Origin of the sequence: Rhodococcus sp. PBTS 1, assembly GCF_001620025.1 — a bacterium.
GTDB classification, from domain to species: domain Bacteria; phylum Actinomycetota; class Actinomycetes; order Mycobacteriales; family Mycobacteriaceae; genus Rhodococcoides; species Rhodococcoides kroppenstedtii.
In genome coordinates this window covers 280,388-296,260 of record NZ_CP015219.1, presented here as the reverse complement: position 1 = coordinate 296,260, position 15,873 = coordinate 280,388, and the positions used below count along the sequence as shown (strand labels likewise).

Sequence of the window (15,873 nt, the reverse complement as noted above, 5' to 3'; positions counted from 1 at the left end):
GCGGCGGTTCTGCCGGTCGGCGGCGACCCTACAACAGCCGCAGGCACCGTTCCGCCCGGGCGATCCACCACCGTCGGCGGTCCTCGGGCGCGGCCAGTGACGCGAGTGCACCCGGGTCCGGAATCACCGTGTCGGCGCACAATCTGCCGTCGACCAGCTCGCGCGGGGGCGCCAGATCGGCGGTGAACAGGGCTCCGGTGCCCAGCCCGCACGCGGCGGTGGACTGCAGCGCGGCCGCCGCGGCGAGCCCCGCGCTCATGCCGACGGCGGTGTCGAGAGCGCTCGAGACGACCACCGGAACGCCGAACTCCGCCAGCTGGTCCGCGAGGGCCACCACCGCACGCATCCCCCCCAGCGGCGGCACCTTGACCACGGCGACGTCGGCCGCGCCGGCCCGGACGACGCGCAGGGGGTCGTCGGCCCGGCGGATCGACTCGTCGGCGGCGACGGCGACACCCGGCAGCCGACGCCGCACCTCGGCCAGGTCCTCGACGCTCGCGCAGGGCTGTTCGGCGTACTCGAGGTCGCCCGTTTCGGTGAGCGCACGCAGCGCCCGCTCGGCCTCGTCGACGGTCCAGCCGCCGTTGGCGTCCACCCGCACTGTGGGAACGAGGGCGCGGACCGCCTCGACGCGCGCGACGTCGTCGGCCAGGCTCTGTCCCGTCTCGGCGACCTTGACCTTGGCGGTGCGGGCGCCGGGGAAGCGGGCGAGGACGTCCGGGACGTCCGCCGCCGCAACGGCGGGCACGGTGGCGTTGACGTCGACCCACTCGCGGACGCGGTCCGGCGGACCGAGGGTGGCCGCCTCCAGACCGGCGGCGAGCCACAGGGCGGCCTCGGCGTCGTCGTACTCGGGGAAGGCGGCGAACTCGCCCCACCCGGCCGGCCCCTCGAACACCATCGCCTCCCGCGCGGTGATGCCGCGGAAGCGCGTGCGCATCGGCAGGGCGACGACGTGCGCAGACGCGAGCAGGTCGGCCGGAGTGCTCACGCCGAGCGACGCGCGGCTCGGCCGTGTCACGGCTGGCCGGGTAGCAACGACACCATGAGGGAATTGCACTCGGCGAGAACCTTCCCGTCGAGGTCGGTCAGTACCGCCTCGATGAACGTCTTGCGTCCCTCGACCTTCGTGACGTGCCCGCTCACCCGTAGCTGCTGATCCAGCGGCGTGACCGCGCGGTAGTCGATGTGCAGGAAGGCCGTGCGGCTGCGCGGGCGCCCGTAACCGTGCTGGATCAGACCGAACAAGTCGTCGAAGAGCAGCGGCAGGGTGCCGCCGTGCGCGGCCGCGTTCCCGCCGAGGTGATAGCGACGGAACACGCCGGTGGACTGCACGCCGTCGGGCCCGTACTTTTCGATGGTCCAGGGCATGAGCAGCAGACTCCCCCGGCCCGGCAGCTCGAGCGACCGGCCGGCCGGAGAGGCGCCCTCCGGCACCACGTAGGGCGCCATCGCGGCGGCGAGCTTCTCCGCCTGGTCCGCGGCGGCCGCCAACTGCTCCTCGGGGAGGTCGGTGGAGACGGCGAGGTCCTGGATGGTCCGGAGGGCCTCGACCAGGCGCCCGAAGTCGGCGGGCGGGTGCGCGGGCGTGAACCTCGGGAAGCCGCCGTGCGGCGTGTCGCTCATCGTCCGACGGTAACGCTGCGGTCCACCACGGGCGTCGTAGGGTTGGGGCGTGACCGAGACGAGCTCCCCGTTTCAGCCCGATCAGTGGACCGTCGTGCCCGGGTTCGAGGACCTGACCGACATCACCTACCACCGCCACGTCACCGACGGCACCGTGCGCATCGCGTTCGATCGCCCCGAGGTGCGCAACGCGTTCCGGCCCGGCACGGTGGACGAGCTCTACCGCACGCTCGATCACGCACGCATGACCTCCGACGTGGGCGCGGTCCTGCTCACCGGCAACGGACCCAGCCCCAAGGACGGCGGATGGGCCTTCTGCTCCGGCGGGGATCAGCGCATCCGCGGCCGGTCGGGGTACCAGTACGCGAGCGGTGAGACCGCGGAGACGGTCGACCGCGCTCGCGCCGGTCGCCTCCACATCCTCGAGGTACAGCGGCTGATCCGCACCATGCCGAAGGTGGTGCTGTGCCTCGTGAACGGCTGGGCAGCCGGCGGTGGTCACAGCCTGCACGTGGTGTGCGACCTGACGTTGGCCAGCCGCGAGCACGCTCGGTTCAAGCAGACCGACGCGGACGTGGGCAGTTTCGACGGCGGGTACGGCAGCGCCTACCTGGCGAAGATGGTGGGCCAGAAGTTCGCTCGCGAGATCTTCTTCCTCGGCGACACCTACAGCGCCGAGGACATGCACCGGATGGGCGCGGTGAACAAGGTGGTGGACCACGCCGATCTCGAGACGGTGGCGATCGAGTGGGCGCGCACCATCAACGGCAAATCGCCGCAGGCGCAACGCATGCTGAAGTACGCGTTCAATCTGCAGGACGACGGACTGGTCGGTCAGCAGCTGTTCGCCGGCGAGGCGACCCGGCTGGCGTACATGACCGACGAAGCGGTGGAGGGCCGGGACTCGTTCCTCGAGAAGCGCGATCCCGACTGGTCGCCCTACCCCTGGTACTTCTGACGCGATGGACGTCCTGGCGAGCCGCACGATCCTGCGCCCCCGCGACCCCGCCGTCACGACGGCGTTCTATCGAGACCGACTGCGCCTGGGCATCTTTCGCGAGTATCCCGGCGGAGTGGTGTTCTTCGCGGGGCAGGGGCTGATCGAGGTCGCGGGGCACGGTGAGCCGGACGGTGGATCCACCACCACGATCCTGCTCCAGGTCCGTGACGTCCACGCCGCGCGGACGGAGCTGGCGGACGCCGGGGTCGCGATCGTGCGTGAACCCCGGACCGAAGCGTGGGGCCTGATCGAGATGTGGATCGCCGATCCGGACGGCACCCGCATCGTGCTGGTCGAGGTTCCGCCGAACCACCCGCAGCGCAGGGACTCTCGTGGCGAGTGACCTCGAGGTCCTGCCCGTCCCGGGCGGACCCGGCGCCGCCGCTCTGCTCCCCCATCTCGCCCGCGTCCTGGACGGTGAGGCACCTCCGGCGCTGCCCGTGCCCGCCGACGATCCGCGCGAGATCGACCGTCTCACCGCCACACTGGCGCCCGGCAGCCCGATCGAACACGACGCCGTGCTGGTCCTCGCCACCTCCGGATCGACCGGCGTACCCAAGGGCGCCCTCCTCACCGCCGCCGCCCTGCGCGCGAGCGCCGCCGCGACGCACGACCGGCTCGGCGGCGTCGGGACGTGGCTGCTTGCTCTCCCCGCTCACCACGTCGCGGGCATGCAGGTGCTGCTGCGCTCGGTGGCCGCCGGGACCGAGCCGGTGGTGCTCGACGTCCGCGCCGGGTTCGACCCCGCCGCCCTGCCGGCCGCGGTCGCGGCGATGAGCGGCCCGCGTCGCTACACCTCGCTGGTGCCCACCCAGCTGGTCAAGGCGTTGGCGGACCCCGAGGCCACCGCGGCACTCGCCTCACTCGACGCCGTTCTCCTCGGCGGCGCCGCGACGCCGGCCCCGCTGCTGGCGCGGGCGACGGCGGCGTCCGTCCCGGTCGTGCGCACGTACGGGATGTCCGAGACCTGCGGCGGATGCGTCTACGACGGGCTCCCCCTCGACGGAGTGCGACTGCGCCTGGGTGACGACGGCCGCGTCTCGCTCGGCGGACCCACGCTGGCCGCGGGCTACCGCGGCATGCCCGACCACCCCGCCTTCGCCGAGCCGGGCTGGTTCCGGACCGACGACGTCGGGAGCATCGGCGAGGACGGGCGCCTGCGCATCCTCGGGCGGATCGACGACGCCATCTCCACGGCCGGGCTGACCGTCGTGCCGCGGGTGGTCGAGGACGTCGTGACGGCCGTGCCCGGCGTCGCGGAGTGCGTCGTGGTCGGGGTGCCCGACGAACGTCTCGGCGCCCGGGTGGCGGCGTTGGTGGTCCTCGACGCCGGGGCGACGGTGACCGATGACGCCATTCGCGAACACGTGGCGAGCGAGCTCGGCCGGGAGGCGGTGCCGCGCGTCGTCGTGCGGACGGCCGCACTACCGGTGCGGGGCCCCGGAAAGGTCGATCGTGCTGCGGCGTTGCGGCGGGTGACGGACGCGGCGCGGTGACGGCGGCGGTCGATCGGCGGTGTCGTCCGAACGGATGACAACGGGCGGAAACGATCCGCCACGGTCGACCGGGGTGTCGGCACCAATGGGTACAGTGCCATTTCACCCGTGTTACGGGGCGCCATTTCACCCGTGCCACGGGGCGCGATCGACCCGGGCCACGGGGCACGTTTTCGGAGGCGGTCGACATGACAGCAGCGCGCGAGTCGGGCGATTCCGCCGGGCATTCGGCGCCGGCCGCCGGGTGGATGGTGGTGGAAACCCTGTCTCGGACCGGGGACACCCGCGATGTCGCCGTCGTGGTCCGGGACGGGCTGCCGAAGGACTGGACCTCCCTGCAGCGGGCTCTGCGGCCGAAGCGCGTCGCCGACGCGGCCCGGATCCTCGTGGGACGGGTCGTCGCCGACGGCCGTGGACGCACCGAGACCGTCCCCGTACGCGACGGAGGTGTGGACCTGCGCCTGGTCCCGGTATGCGGGCCCAGCGGAGGGGTCCACGGGGTGCTGGTGCACGTCGGTCCCGCGGGCAGTGCGCCGTCGACACCGCCGCCGCGGGCCGCCGCCTACGAATGGTCGGCGGTCGACCGGGTCTTCCGGTTCACGCCCGTGATGAGCATGTTCCTCCGAGAGGCCGACCGCGGGCGCCTCATCGGCACGGCCCCGGGCCTGTTCGAGGCAATCGACGACGCCGAGTCCGGGATGTACCTGTTGACCGCGCTGATCGACGCGCGGGACGGCGATCGCTGGGACGGGACGGTCGCTGCACGGACGGACGCCGGGCCGCTGCCGCTGCGCAACATCGTGCGCACCGCGCGGGTCGAGGTCGACGGGGAGATCGACGTCGTCTCCCGCGGCCTGGCCGTGGAACTACGGCCGGACCAGCTCTCGAGCCAGGGGCCGTCCGTCGAGGCGTTGGCTCTGCGCTCGCTGACCCGGTCGAACCCGACGTCCATCGCGCTGGTGGACGTGACGGCGGTTCGGGTGGTGCGGTGGCTGACCGAGCCCGTCGAGGGCGTGCAGTGGAAGGGCGAGGCGGATCGCCGGGACACCCCGCACCCCGACGACGTGCAGCGGCTGGTCGACCAGTACCGCGTGATGGACAGCTGGGTCGACAACAGCACTTTGATTCCGGACGTCCGCCTACGACGCCGCGGCGGGGGCTGGGTGGTGGTCGACCTCCGGGCGACGCGCGTCCCCGGTCAGCGCTTCATTCTGGTGGAGTTCCAGCCGACCGGCTTCTCCGCCGAACCGGATCCGGTCCCGGTCACCGACCGCGGCTATCCCCGGCCCTTGTACTGAGCGCGGCGAAGCAGCGCTCGAGATCCTCGGTGACGGCCCAGACGGACGGCAGATCACCGTCGAGCAGCAGCGCGCGCTGGCGGACGGTGAGGGCGCGAATGGCACGGTCGATCTCGGCCGGCGGCATGGTGGCGACGACGTCGGCGACGGACGGCAGATTGCCCATGGTGAATCCTGATCGTGACGGCGAGAACGCGTGTCGGTGGACCCGACACCGGTCCCGCAGGGGGTGACGCCACGTTCACGGCCGACGGACACAGGCCGTGAGAAACCCTCCTCCGGAGAGCGCCCGTACATCGTAAGGGGTCACGTCCCCGGCCGACAACACCGACCGCACAGTCGCATTCGGTACGCGGCCGTACCCGGTCGGCACCGGGCGACCTCGGGCGATCTCGGCCACGGACGGTGAGGGATGATCTCCGCCATGGCGACAGCAACGCAGTGGATCGAGGGGGCGAGGCCGCGCACGCTGCCGAACGCGATCGCGCCCGTGGTGGTGGCAATAGGCGCTGCGGCCGCCATGGCCGACACGGGCGCTGCGGCCGCCATGGCCGACACGACAGTCACGTGGTGGAAGGCCCCCGTCGCCCTGCTGGTCTCCCTCGCCCTCATCGTCGGAGTGAACTACTCCAACGACTACTCGGACGGCATCCGCGGCACGGACGACGAGCGGGTCGGTCCCCTGCGGCTGGTGGGATCGGGCGCGGCGTCGCCCGGCTCGGTGCGCACGGCCGCGGTGGTGTGCTTCGCGATCGCCGCCGTCGCGGGTCTGGTGCTGGCGGTGACGACGGCGTGGTGGCTCGTGGTCGTCGGCGCCGTCTGCATCGCGGGCGCCTGGTTCTACACCGGGGGCACGAAGCCCTACGGCTACAGCGGATTCGGCGAGATCGCGGTGTTCGTGTTCTTCGGGCTCGTCGCGGTGTGCGGCACACAGTTCGTCCTGACCGACCGCGTCGATCTCACCGGCCTCGCGTGCGCGATCGCCGTCGGCTCCTTCTCCAGTGCCGTGCTGGTGGCCAACAACATTCGCGACATCCCTTCGGACACCGAATCCGGGAAGATCACCCTCGCCGTCCGTCTCGGCGATCCGCGCAGCCGGGGACTGCACGCCGCGCTGCTCGCGGTGCCGTTCGTGGTGAGCGTCGCGCTCGTCCTGCAGACCCCGTGGTCGCTGCTCGGACTCGTGGCGTTCCCGCTCGCGTGGAAGGCCAACGCCCCGGTGCGGGCGCGCGCCCACGGGTTGGCGTTGATCCCCGCTCTGCGGGACACCGGCCTGGCCATGCTGGTGTGGTCCGTCGCGACGGCGGTCGGCCTGATTCTCGGCTGACCCGCCGCACCCGACACGCCGACGCCGCCGCCCGACCCGCGGCCGTGATGCCACCATGGTGGACATGGTGTTGTTGCTCCGCCTCGTCGTCACCGCGTTCGCCGTGTGGCTCGCCGCCGCCTGGATCGACGGGATCGAGGTGACCAGTTCCGGGCACGGCGCGGGTTGGGACCTGGTGGTCCTGCTCGGCATCGCCGCGGTGTTCACCCTCGTCAACGCCGTCGTCAAGCCGGTGGTCCAGTTGCTCTCGCTGCCCCTGATCGTGCTGAGCCTGGGGTTGTTCCTGCTGGTGATCAACGCGCTGATGCTCATGCTGACCGCGGCCGTCACCGAGCTCACGGGGTACGGACTCACCGTCGCCGGGTTCGGCTCCGCGTTCTGGGGAGCGTTGCTGATCTCGATCGTCAACTGGGTGCTCGGCGGGGTGGTGCCGGACCGGCGCCGGTGATCCTGCGGTGCCGGCGGGGTGTTTCATGAAAGGATGAGCACCGCGAACCTCACCCGCTCCGAGACCGCCCACCGCGCCCGGGCCGTCACCGTCCGGTCCTACGACGTCGCACTGGATCTCGCCGGCGCGCGCACCGAGCCGGAGTTCGGCGTCGTCGCCACGATCGAACTCGCGGCGTCGTCACCCGAGACGTGGCTCGACTTCCTCGGCGCGGCCGTCGACCGCGTGGAGATCGACGGCCGCGAGGTCGCGGTCGAGTACGACGGTGCCCGCATCGCCCTGCGCGGGCTCACCGCCGCGAGCACCGTGCGCGTCCACGCACGCGGGTACTACAGCCGCACGGGCGAGGGTCTGCACCGGTTCGTCGATCCCGCGGACGGCGAGACCTACCTGTACACCCAGTACGAGCCGGCCGACGCGCGTCGGGTGTTCCCCTGCTTCGAGCAGCCGAACCTCAAGGCGCCGTTCACGTTCCGCGTCACCGCACCGGCCGAGTGGCTGGTCCTCTCGAACGAGCGCCTCGACCGGACGGACGGCGACACCCGGATCTTCGCACCGACGCAGCCGATCTCGACGTACATCACCGCCGTCGTCGCCGGGCCGTACCACCGCGTGGAGGGCCGGTCCGTCCAGCACGATCTGATCATCGACCTCGGAGTGCACTGCCGGAAGTCGTTGGCGCCCTTCCTCGACGCCGACGCGATCCTGGACGTGACGCGAGCGGGCCTGGACTTCTTCCACGACGTCTTCGACTACGAGTACCCCTTCGGCAAGTACGACCAGGTGTTCGTCCCCGAGTACAACCTCGGCGCGATGGAGAACCCGGGGTGCGTCACCTTCACCGAGTCCTACGTCTTCCGCAGCCCCGCCACCCGATCGCAGTACGCCCGCCGCGCCAACACGATCCTGCACGAGATGGCGCACATGTGGTTCGGCGATCTGGTGACCATGCAGTGGTGGGACGATCTGTGGCTCAAGGAATCGTTCGCCGACTACATGGGCTCGTACGCCTCCGTCGCCGCCACCGAGTTCACCGATGCGTGGGTCGCGTTCGCGCAGCGTCGCAAGGCCTGGGCGTACTCGCAGGACCAATTGCCGACGACGCACCCGATCGTCGCCGACATCGTCGACCTCGACGCGGCGAAGCTGAACTTCGACGGCATCACCTACGCCAAGGGCGCGAGCGTCCTCAAGCAGCTCGCCGCGTTCGTCGGGGAGGACGATTTCCTGGGCGGGGCCCGGCTGTACTTCCGTCGCCACGCCTACGGCAACACCACGCTGGCCGACCTGCTGGCCGCGCTGCAGGACAGCTCGCTGCGCGATCTCGGGCCGTGGGCGGACGCCTGGCTGCAGACCACCGGCCCGAGCACGCTGACGGTGGACCGCGCCCGCGGCGTGATCGTGCAGACGGACCCGCGTCCGCAGCGCCTCGACGTGGCCGTGCTGGCCCCGGACGCAGACGGCGAGTTGGTCGATCGCGCACCGCAGGAGGTGCACCTGGCCGGCGCCGAGACGCCCGTCGACCTCACCCGTGCCGTCGACGGCACCGTCGTCCTGCTCAACGACGGCGACCACACCTACGCCAAGGTGCGGCTCGACGACGCGTCGCTGGCCGTCGTCGAGACTTCGCTCGATCGGGTTCCCGACGACCTGCGCCGAAGCCTCATCTGGTCCGCGGTCTGGAACGCCACCCGCGACGCGGAGTACCCGGCGTCGCGCTTCGTCCGGCTGGCGCGCCGATTCGCGCCGAGCGAGCCGCACGAGGGCATCCTGGGGTCCGTGCTGGCGGACACCGCCGTGGCCGTGGAACGGTACGTCGCGGATCGCGACCGGGCGCGGACGGAGTGGGCGGACACGGCGTACGAGCAGATGCTCGCCGCGGAAGTGGGATCGGATCACCAGCTCGAGTGGTTGCGGGCGTGGTCGGCGGCGGTGGTCCACGTCGACCGGGCCGCCCGGGTGCGGGAGCTGCTGACCGGTCGGACGCGGATCGACGGCCTCGCACTCGACGCCGAGCAGCGGTGGGCTCTGTGGTTCGCCCTCGCCGCGCGAGGAGACGCCACGGAGGCGGAGCTCGACGAGGTGCTGAGCACCGACCGCACCGGAGCGGGCGAGGTGGCGCACACCGCCGCCGTGGCCGCGCTCCCGGGCAGCGCCGCGCGAGTGTGGACGGCGCTGACGGTTCAGTCGCCGAGCAACGAGAAGGTCGGCGCCCTGGTCCGCGGCTTCACCGCCGGTGAGCGCGCGCGCATCGAGGACTACGACGCGCGGTACTACGCGATGCTGGGCGACGTCTGGCGCGACCGCACCATCGAGATCGCGCGACGACTGGTGGTGGGACTGTTCCCGCAGGCCGACACCACCGACGACGCCGACCGCTGGCTGGCCGAGAACCCCGGGTCCCCCGCCGCGTTGCGACGGCAGGTGATCGAGCAGCGCGACCATCTCGCCCGGGCGCTGCGGGCGCGGGCGGCGGACGCGGAGTAGTTCGTGCGTGCGTGTCATGGATCGTGTCGGTGAGTCTCGCTACAATCGAACACATGAGCGATCGGGGGGTCGGCGTAGCCGGCGCGGCGCAAGGGGGGGTGTGCCGTGGCCCGTACGCGATCACGCCGCGGTGGGTCTGCCCGCCTCGTTCGAGCTCCCCGTCGTTGGGCACCTCGACGCTCTGGCCGACCTCAGCGCCGGAGCGGCGTACCTGGAATGGCGACGCTACCGCCATGCCGCTGCCCTGCACACCGACCTGGTGCTCGCCGAAGAAGACCGGGACGAGCGGGCGGTCGATGCGTACGCCCAGTGCGCCGCCCGCATCGCCACCGCTCTGTCGGTGTCGCAGTACGTCGCCGAACGACTCCTCGACAACGCTGTGGCCCTGCGCGACCGGCTGCCGCGGGTGTTCGGGACTGCCCCCGGTTCGGTTGACATCTGATCTGTGCGGATCGTTCCGCACGGTGGAAGGATGATCCTCGTGCCGAAAGCATTCACTCCGGAGTTCCGGGCCGATGTCGTCGCGGTCGCCCGTAAGGGCGAGGCGTCGATCCGTCAGGTCGCGCAGGACTTCGGAATCTCCGAGACCTGCCTGCATCGCTGGCTCAAGCTCGCCGACATCGCGGACGGCGTCCGCCCGGACGACAGCGCGTCGGCCACCGACGAGCTGAAAGAGGCCCGCAAACGGATCCGCTTGCTCGAGCAGGAAGCGGAGGTGATGCGCAGAGCGGTGGCCTACCTCTCGAAGGACATCAACCCAAAATGATGTACCCGCTGGTCCTCGACCTTGCCGCCGACAAAATTCCTGTCACGGTGACCTGCCGGGTGCTCGGATTCTCCACCCAAGCGTTCTACAAATGGCGCAAAGACCCCGTCTCGCAACGCGATTGGGACGATGCGCACCTGATCGACGCTGCCCGTGACATCCATGCCGACGACCCGGCGTTCGGGTACCGCTTCATCGCCGACGAACTTCCCGACCGCGGGATCACCGCTGGGGAGAACCGTGTGGCCCGGTTGTGCACCCAGGAGCGCATCTTCTCGGTGTTCTCCAGAAAGAGAGGACTGACCAGAAAGGCCGGCCCACCTGTCCACGACGACCTGGTGAACCGGGTGTTCGCCGCCGGTGCACCGAACACAGTCTGGCTCACCGACATCACCGAGCACCGCACTGCCGAAGGCAAGATCTACCTCTGCGCGGTCAAGGATCTGTTCTCCAATCGGATCGTCGGCTACTCGATCGATTCCCGCATGAAAGCTTCCTTGGCGGTCGCCGCGCTCGAGGATGCGGTGAACCGGCGGCAACCCACGGCCACCGTGGTGCACTCGGACAGGGGGAGTCAGTTCCGGTCCCGAAAGTTCGTCCATGCGTTGTCGCACAATGGGTTACAGGGTTCCATGGGCAGGGTAGGGGCGTGCGGGGACAACGCGGCGATGGAGTCGTTCTTCGCGTTGCTGCAGAAGAACGTCCTCGACCGCAGACGCTGGAACACCCGAGAGGAGCTCCGTCTGGCCATCGTCGTCTGGATCGAGAAGAGCTACCACCGCACACGCCGCCAGAGAGCACTCGGGCGGCTCACTCCGATCGAATTTGAGACAATCAATCAGGCCGCTTTCGCAGCCTGAAGAAGTTCGACCCCCGCGTCAACCAAATCGGGGGCAGTCCCTTCTCACGAAGCTCTCCTCCGCCGTCGGTGGCTCTGTTCGGCACCGACGAAGCGGGCGTGAGACGGTGGCGTGGTGGAAGCAAAGAACGGCTGGTTGCTTGTCGATGCGATCGAACCTCGGGCCTTGTCGGTGGTGATGGTCGGCGGCCGTGTGCGATCCGGTGTGGCGTGGCGCTCGGTGGTGACTAGGAACCACGATCAGATTCTCGGGGCCGTCCTGGGTTGCTGCCGTTCCAAAACAACGGTTCGAGAGGAGACCACGGCGTCACGGGCGGTCACGGCTGTGCCCGTGATCGAACCCACTGACGGTCGGGTTCATGGGGTTTGGGTCTGCACTCATCAGGGTGGGGAGCCCGAATCGGTACCCTCGCCGTCGTGGGCTTTTCTGTGGAATCTCGCGGAAGGCTTTGCGTACCGCGGCGACCCAGTCGGAATGGAGTCGAGCTGGGCTGAGTTGGGGGTGCCAGCGCGTCGACCGATAGCCGACAGCCTTCGTATGCTCGCAATGGGCGAGCACAACACCACAGTTCTTGCGGGTCTGGCTCGGAAAACCGGCGGCAACAGCGTCGACCGATACACCGTTGACGAGCACCGCCCCGGAGGTGACCGACGGGTGCATGTCGTCGCTCACTCGGTACACGAGACAGCAAGGTCTCACGCCGTGGGCGATGCTGGGGTGCATCTTGTTCGTGGCTTATCAATCGACATCGGGGTTGCGTCGGAGCCACCTCGTGGTCAAGTCCCGGCGCTCGGCGATCGCATTGCGGAAGCACTAACGCCACCGCGTCAATACCGCGCGATCTCGGATCCTGAGACGCTCAATCTGTTGTACTGGCATGGCCCGCCCGCTCCTCGCATTGCATGGATGGCGGACAACACTGCTGAGGTTCCGATCCTGCATCCGGACGACATGCCGACCGCATTGGACACCGCGAGCGCGCTTCGAGTCACCGGCCCCGGACGCACCGTTGACCTCACACTCCGCTTTCTCACCCTCGATGGCGGATACGAGCCCTTCGACCTGACGGCGTCCCTCATCGACCTCGATTCCGGTCACTCAGCCCTACTAGTCGTGCTGACTGTGAAGTAAACGGATCGCCAAGCAACATCATGCCGCATCCCAGACTGTTTGGTAGATTCTCCGGCCATACGCTTCGGTGTATCTGAAGGCCTCGATTCCTGGTACAAGTCGGGACGGTCTTCCTCCGACCCCCGCCGTGTGGGTCGATGAGCACGGCCCCGAGTCGGGCGTGCTGCTTACTTGACGACTTGGTCTTCGGACCTGTCCAGACCCAACCGAAACGTCGCCTCGGCGAGCCGAGGGACATGAGTACTGGAGTGAGCCATGCGCGTGAAGAGTGTTGTTGTGTCGTCTGGTCTGGCTGCCGCGATCACGCTGACGATGTTCGCAGTGCCTGCCACGGCGCAACCGAGTGAGGGCTCGGCCGCCACGCCGGGTGCAGTGGAGGATCAGCCCGTGGACCAGGATCGGGTCGAACAAATCGATGCCGAGAAGCTCGTGTTGTTCAACGACCGTCTCGCGGCGGTCGGCAACGAACAGATCCCGGCGGGGACAGTGGCTTTGGAGTACCGGACAGACGGTAGCGTGGTCGGTTACTTCGCCGATGGAACTACCTACGAGCGATCTGCTGCGGCGCTGGAGAACAATCCGATGCTCCGTGCCGGCATCGTGGACGAAATCAAGCGTGTCGTCGCTGCGTGTCTGGGGGTGTCGTTGACGGCAACGGGGTTCTGGGCAAGTATCGAGGCCGAGTTGACCAGTTGGGACCGCGCCGCGAAGTTCTTGGTTCGTAGGCTCGGAGTCCTGGGTGCGGTCAGCTGCGCAGGCGGAATCATCTGGGAGTACATCTGATGAACGAGTCCCTCACGAGGGCCGACAGGCGCGCAAAAGATTATTTCGGCGGCCCTGGCCTCGGTGCGCTCGCGCTCATCGTGGTTGCGGCAGTAGTCATTCCGGTGTCGGCCTCGGCGGCCGGGTGGTCGACGTTCTCAACTGCGGCGGTGTTGTACTCGGCAGCGATTGTCGCCGCCACGATCGCCGTCGCACTGCGCGACACCGTCTCGCGTGCGGTCAGGGTGGCCGCAGCAGGCACTGTCGCAGTACTGATCGTGTTCGTCGTCGGCTTCACGGGCATCTTCACCATGTCGGAGAACTTTCGATGGTCGGGACTCAGCGCCGTCACCGGCATGGTCCTCGGCTCCCTGGCTTTCGGTGCGCTGGTTCGTCGTAAGTGAGACCGGTCCCGGTAGCGAGTGCCGCAATGGCCTGCACCCGGAAGCGGCGGCGGCCGTCCTCTTCCGCGGCCAGTAGTCACAAACGGCGGCAGTCGTTGCGTCCTGCTGCGATGGTTACGACACTGGCGGAGGTTCGGCGACGGAGCATCCTCGTTCTCGGATGACGTTCGAACGGTTGCTCGTTCGAACTTGCCCCCTGGCTGCACAGCCTTGGGATGAGACTTCTGGGCCGCACCGACGGGTGCGGCCCAGAAGTCTCTCCAGGGGTCGAAGATATTAGGACTGACATCCGGGAGGGCGGGCCCAGTCGTCGCGACCGAACAACTCGACATGGAGTTCGATCTGAGCCAGCAGCACGTCGCCGTGGTACCGGCTCGGCACCCAAGTGGGATCGGTAGCTATACGAGCCCGGTGAGCTAACGAAGAACGACACAACTACTCGACCAGTTGCACGTTGTCGAGGTACTTGGAGTGCCCCGTGACGCTCGTCGAGACGTCGTGATCGTGGATGCGTGCGAAGTCGGTGCGGAAGCCCGCGTACCCGACCGCTGTCTGTCCGGCTTGGGCGGTCTTGTAGGCGAATTTGAGGACGCTGTCGTTCGAGGAGTGGTAATTGTGCACGGCTCCGGTGACGGCGTTGCTGAGAAGACGCCAGTCGCCCTTCGACCCGATTGCGGCGCCAAGCAGATGCACCGTGTCGATTTTTGGGTTTCCTTTCGCTGTGGCAAGGGTTTCCGCTGCAGTGGCGGCAACGCGGGCACCGAGGCTGTGCCCGACGAGCACGTAGCGCCTCGCATCTGTTCTCGCCAGCAGACCTGCCAGAGCCACACCCGTTCGATCTGCTCTGACACGCGCGGTGTGCCAGGGATTCTTGGCAAGGGCCGCGACGACGAGGGCAGGTGCGAGCGGTCCGAGCTTGTTCGCACCGGCTTTGGTGGCCTTGGCTGCAAGTCCTTTGATGCCGAGCGCGGCTACCGGCTGTCCCCCCGCCGCCTTCACCATCGCTGCTAAATCGCCAAGATCGTTGCTACCCCAATGAACTCGGTAGATCGGCGAATCAGGGTAGCGGAGTTCAACCAACTTTTTCCAAGCGGTGCGCGTATCCGTTCCTTCGGTGAGCAGGCCATTCGCGACGATAACCGGCACGCCGGCCCCCGACTTGACGAGCTCGATTCTGAACGACTTGTCCGCGCCGATGTACGCCGTAGTGACGGACCCGCCCAGCGCGCCACCGAGGGCTCCGCCGACAGCGGTGACGACGGCGGTCCCGCCCGCCATCCCTAGCCCACCAGCAGCGACCGAGCCGCCACCGAGCAGCGCTAAGCCGTAACTGCTCGCAGCGGCACCGGCGTAGCCGCCACTGCCTGCAATACCCAGACTGCCGATCGCTCCACCGATGGCCGGCGCAGCGAAAAATGCCCCTGTCGCGAGCGCTCCCGCCGTCAGCACCGACACTGTTGCCACCCGTGAACCCAAGGCGAGGTTGCGTCGCTCGAACTCCAAGAATTCGTGATAGTTCTCCAGAGCACCGAAGTTCGTTGACGCCTTCTCGAACCCAGGGATCTCGTGACGGTGTTCAGCGCAGTACCGCGGCACCAGCACCGCTCCGAAACCTCGTGTCGCCATGTTTGTGCATCCCGGACCTGCACAGCCCAAGGTCGGCGAACCGCACGCGTCGCATACATACGCAGGGATCGCGCCGAATCCTTGCGTCAGACGTCGGTGGTCGCTGCGAGTGAAACACGCCGAACACCACGAATGCACGGTCGTGGTGCTGAGTTTGTCGATGAGCTCGGCGATGCCGGCCGCGACCTGGCGGTGCGCCTTTGCCTGCTCCCGGTGACTGTGCCGTTCGGCGCCGTCCGAAAGCGTGCGATCGAGATGATCGTGTTTGGCAAACGCCCATGCGTTGTGGACCAACGCAGGGTTCGTGCCCAGCGCGTCGTCACCAAGGACGCGAGGTTCCAGGTCGCCGAGCGCACCGTTACAACGCATTGTCAGCCCCTCCGGGCTGCGAACCTCGCACTCGAACTCACGGTCGCTGAGCGAACGAAACACGACTTCGGCAGAGCGTGCCACTGCGCGCCTTCCTGATCGTGGTCAACGTCCGAGTCAATCTACAGGTGCGCCAGATCGCTGGCGGCAGCGTTGATCCACCGACCGTTACAGACACAACTCGCAACTGACACGACGGGATCTGACACACCCGATCGTTGTCGGGGACTCTCCGAGTCTGCCTGGGTTGCCTGCAACGCCGACCGCCGGTGT

At 68.8% G+C, this 15,873-nt stretch carries 17 protein-coding genes and 1 pseudogene; 13 read left to right on the top strand and 5 right to left on the bottom strand.

Features of this window, described 5'->3' with window-relative positions:
- Positions 1–28: 28 nt before the first annotated feature.
- Together A3Q40_RS01465 and A3Q40_RS01460 are read right to left on the bottom strand one after the other, a co-directional pair.
- Positions 29–940, bottom strand: coding sequence for an o-succinylbenzoate synthase (locus A3Q40_RS01465; RefSeq protein WP_068104854.1), 912 nt, complete (start codon positions 938–940; stop codon positions 29–31).
- A 77-nt stretch (positions 941–1,017) separates the two neighbouring features.
- Positions 1,018–1,626, bottom strand: a complete 609-nt coding sequence (locus A3Q40_RS01460; protein ID WP_068099488.1) for a PaaI family thioesterase — start codon at positions 1,624–1,626, stop codon at positions 1,018–1,020.
- Positions 1,627–1,675: 49 nt separating this feature from the next.
- Here A3Q40_RS01460 and A3Q40_RS01455 point away from each other — a divergent pair, with 49 nt between their 5' ends.
- The 4 genes from A3Q40_RS01455 to A3Q40_RS01440 all read left to right on the top strand — a co-directional run bounded on the left by A3Q40_RS01455 (position 1,676) and on the right by A3Q40_RS01440 (position 5,420).
- Entirely contained in the window at positions 1,676–2,584 is a 909-nt protein-coding gene (locus tag A3Q40_RS01455) for a 1,4-dihydroxy-2-naphthoyl-CoA synthase (protein WP_068099487.1), read from the top strand.
- A 4-nt stretch (positions 2,585–2,588) separates the two neighbouring features.
- Positions 2,589–2,969: a VOC family protein gene (locus A3Q40_RS01450; RefSeq protein ID WP_068099486.1), complete on the top strand. Its 381-nt coding sequence runs from the start codon at positions 2,589–2,591 to the stop codon at positions 2,967–2,969.
- Positions 2,959–4,122, top strand: coding sequence for an o-succinylbenzoate--CoA ligase (gene menE / locus A3Q40_RS01445; protein ID WP_068099485.1), 1,164 nt, complete (start codon positions 2,959–2,961; stop codon positions 4,120–4,122). The genes A3Q40_RS01450 and menE overlap by 11 nt, the downstream gene beginning before the upstream one ends.
- Positions 4,123–4,310: 188 nt before the next feature.
- On the top strand, positions 4,311–5,420 hold the full coding sequence (locus A3Q40_RS01440) for a GAF domain-containing protein (RefSeq protein WP_068099484.1): 1,110 nt from the start codon (positions 4,311–4,313) through the stop codon (positions 5,418–5,420).
- On the opposite strand, the gene A3Q40_RS01435 is transcribed toward A3Q40_RS01440, so the two are convergent.
- Positions 5,386–5,586 carry a hypothetical protein gene (locus tag A3Q40_RS01435; protein ID WP_068099483.1) on the bottom strand — a complete coding sequence of 67 codons (201 nt, stop codon included), beginning with the start codon at positions 5,584–5,586 and terminating at the stop codon, positions 5,386–5,388. The two genes, A3Q40_RS01440 and A3Q40_RS01435, sit on opposite strands and share 35 nt — an antisense overlap.
- Positions 5,587–5,844: 258 nt before the next feature.
- On the opposite strand from A3Q40_RS01435, the gene A3Q40_RS01430 reads away from it, so the two are divergent.
- From A3Q40_RS01430 to A3Q40_RS20700, 6 genes and pseudogenes are all read left to right on the top strand, one after another.
- Positions 5,845–6,747 carry a 1,4-dihydroxy-2-naphthoate polyprenyltransferase gene (locus tag A3Q40_RS01430; protein ID WP_068104852.1) on the top strand — a complete coding sequence of 301 codons (903 nt, stop codon included), beginning with the start codon at positions 5,845–5,847 and terminating at the stop codon, positions 6,745–6,747.
- A gap of 64 nt (positions 6,748–6,811) precedes the next feature.
- Positions 6,812–7,195, top strand: a complete 384-nt coding sequence (locus A3Q40_RS01425; RefSeq protein ID WP_068104851.1) for a phage holin family protein — start codon at positions 6,812–6,814, stop codon at positions 7,193–7,195.
- Between the two features lie 33 nt (positions 7,196–7,228).
- On the top strand, positions 7,229–9,682 hold the full coding sequence (pepN, locus tag A3Q40_RS01420) for an aminopeptidase N (protein WP_068099482.1): 2,454 nt from the start codon (positions 7,229–7,231) through the stop codon (positions 9,680–9,682).
- A gap of 100 nt (positions 9,683–9,782) precedes the next feature.
- On the top strand, positions 9,783–10,124 hold the full coding sequence (locus tag A3Q40_RS01415) for a DUF222 domain-containing protein (RefSeq protein ID WP_068099481.1): 342 nt from the start codon (positions 9,783–9,785) through the stop codon (positions 10,122–10,124).
- A 39-nt stretch (positions 10,125–10,163) separates the two neighbouring features.
- Positions 10,164–11,308, top strand: a protein-coding gene (locus A3Q40_RS01405; RefSeq protein ID WP_442971301.1) for an IS3 family transposase whose coding sequence is annotated in 2 segments (ribosomal slippage) — positions 10,164–10,434 and positions 10,434–11,308 — 1,146 coding nt in all. Because the reading frame shifts where the segments join, the coding sequence is not laid out codon by codon here.
- 177 nt (positions 11,309–11,485) lie between these two features.
- Positions 11,486–11,644, top strand: a pseudogene (locus tag A3Q40_RS20700) (hypothetical protein); the annotation flags it as partial.
- On the opposite strand, the gene A3Q40_RS20695 reads toward A3Q40_RS20700, so the two are convergent.
- Entirely contained in the window at positions 11,615–11,980 is a 366-nt protein-coding gene (locus A3Q40_RS20695; RefSeq protein WP_235606628.1) for a hypothetical protein, read from the bottom strand. The pseudogene A3Q40_RS20700 and the gene A3Q40_RS20695 overlap by 30 nt on opposite strands.
- A 30-nt stretch (positions 11,981–12,010) precedes the next feature.
- Here A3Q40_RS20695 and A3Q40_RS20690 point away from each other — a divergent pair, with 30 nt between their 5' ends.
- The 3 genes from A3Q40_RS20690 (at position 12,011) to A3Q40_RS01390 (ending at position 13,605) form a co-directional block, all read left to right on the top strand.
- A complete protein-coding gene (locus A3Q40_RS20690; RefSeq protein WP_235606627.1) occupies positions 12,011–12,439 on the top strand; it encodes a hypothetical protein in 429 nt (142 codons plus the stop codon).
- A gap of 255 nt (positions 12,440–12,694) precedes the next feature.
- Positions 12,695–13,222 (top strand): hypothetical protein, encoded by a 528-nt coding sequence (locus A3Q40_RS01395; RefSeq protein ID WP_235606389.1) that lies wholly within the window; start codon positions 12,695–12,697, stop codon positions 13,220–13,222.
- The gene (locus A3Q40_RS01390) at positions 13,222–13,605 is read left to right on the top strand and encodes a hypothetical protein (RefSeq protein ID WP_068099479.1); all 384 of its coding nucleotides are present in this window, start codon (positions 13,222–13,224) and stop codon (positions 13,603–13,605) included. The genes A3Q40_RS01395 and A3Q40_RS01390 overlap by 1 nt, the downstream gene beginning before the upstream one ends.
- Before the next feature lie 435 nt (positions 13,606–14,040).
- Here A3Q40_RS01390 and A3Q40_RS01385 read toward each other — a convergent pair whose 3' ends face one another.
- Positions 14,041–15,684 carry a DUF726 domain-containing protein gene (locus A3Q40_RS01385; protein WP_068099478.1) on the bottom strand — a complete coding sequence of 548 codons (1,644 nt, stop codon included), beginning with the start codon at positions 15,682–15,684 and terminating at the stop codon, positions 14,041–14,043.
- Between the last annotated feature and the right edge of the window lie 189 nt (positions 15,685–15,873).

Coding starts and splice junctions, on each gene's coding strand:
- A3Q40_RS01395 (WP_235606389.1), top strand. CDS start 12,695: ATGCGCGTGAAGAGTGTTGTTGTGTCGTCTGGTCTGGCTGCCGCGATC.
- A3Q40_RS01425 (WP_068104851.1), top strand. CDS start 6,812: ATGGTGTTGTTGCTCCGCCTCGTCGTCACCGCGTTCGCCGTGTGGCTC.
- A3Q40_RS01450 (WP_068099486.1), top strand. CDS start 2,589: ATGGACGTCCTGGCGAGCCGCACGATCCTGCGCCCCCGCGACCCCGCC.
- A3Q40_RS01460 (WP_068099488.1), bottom strand. CDS start 1,626: ATGAGCGACACGCCGCACGGCGGCTTCCCGAGGTTCACGCCCGCGCAC.
- A3Q40_RS01440 (WP_068099484.1), top strand. CDS start 4,311: ATGACAGCAGCGCGCGAGTCGGGCGATTCCGCCGGGCATTCGGCGCCG.
- pepN (WP_068099482.1), top strand. CDS start 7,229: ATGAGCACCGCGAACCTCACCCGCTCCGAGACCGCCCACCGCGCCCGG.
- A3Q40_RS01435 (WP_068099483.1), bottom strand. CDS start 5,586: ATGGGCAATCTGCCGTCCGTCGCCGACGTCGTCGCCACCATGCCGCCG.
- A3Q40_RS01465 (WP_068104854.1), bottom strand. CDS start 940: ATGCGCACGCGCTTCCGCGGCATCACCGCGCGGGAGGCGATGGTGTTC.
- A3Q40_RS01430 (WP_068104852.1), top strand. CDS start 5,845: ATGGCGACAGCAACGCAGTGGATCGAGGGGGCGAGGCCGCGCACGCTG.
- A3Q40_RS01390 (WP_068099479.1), top strand. CDS start 13,222: ATGAACGAGTCCCTCACGAGGGCCGACAGGCGCGCAAAAGATTATTTC.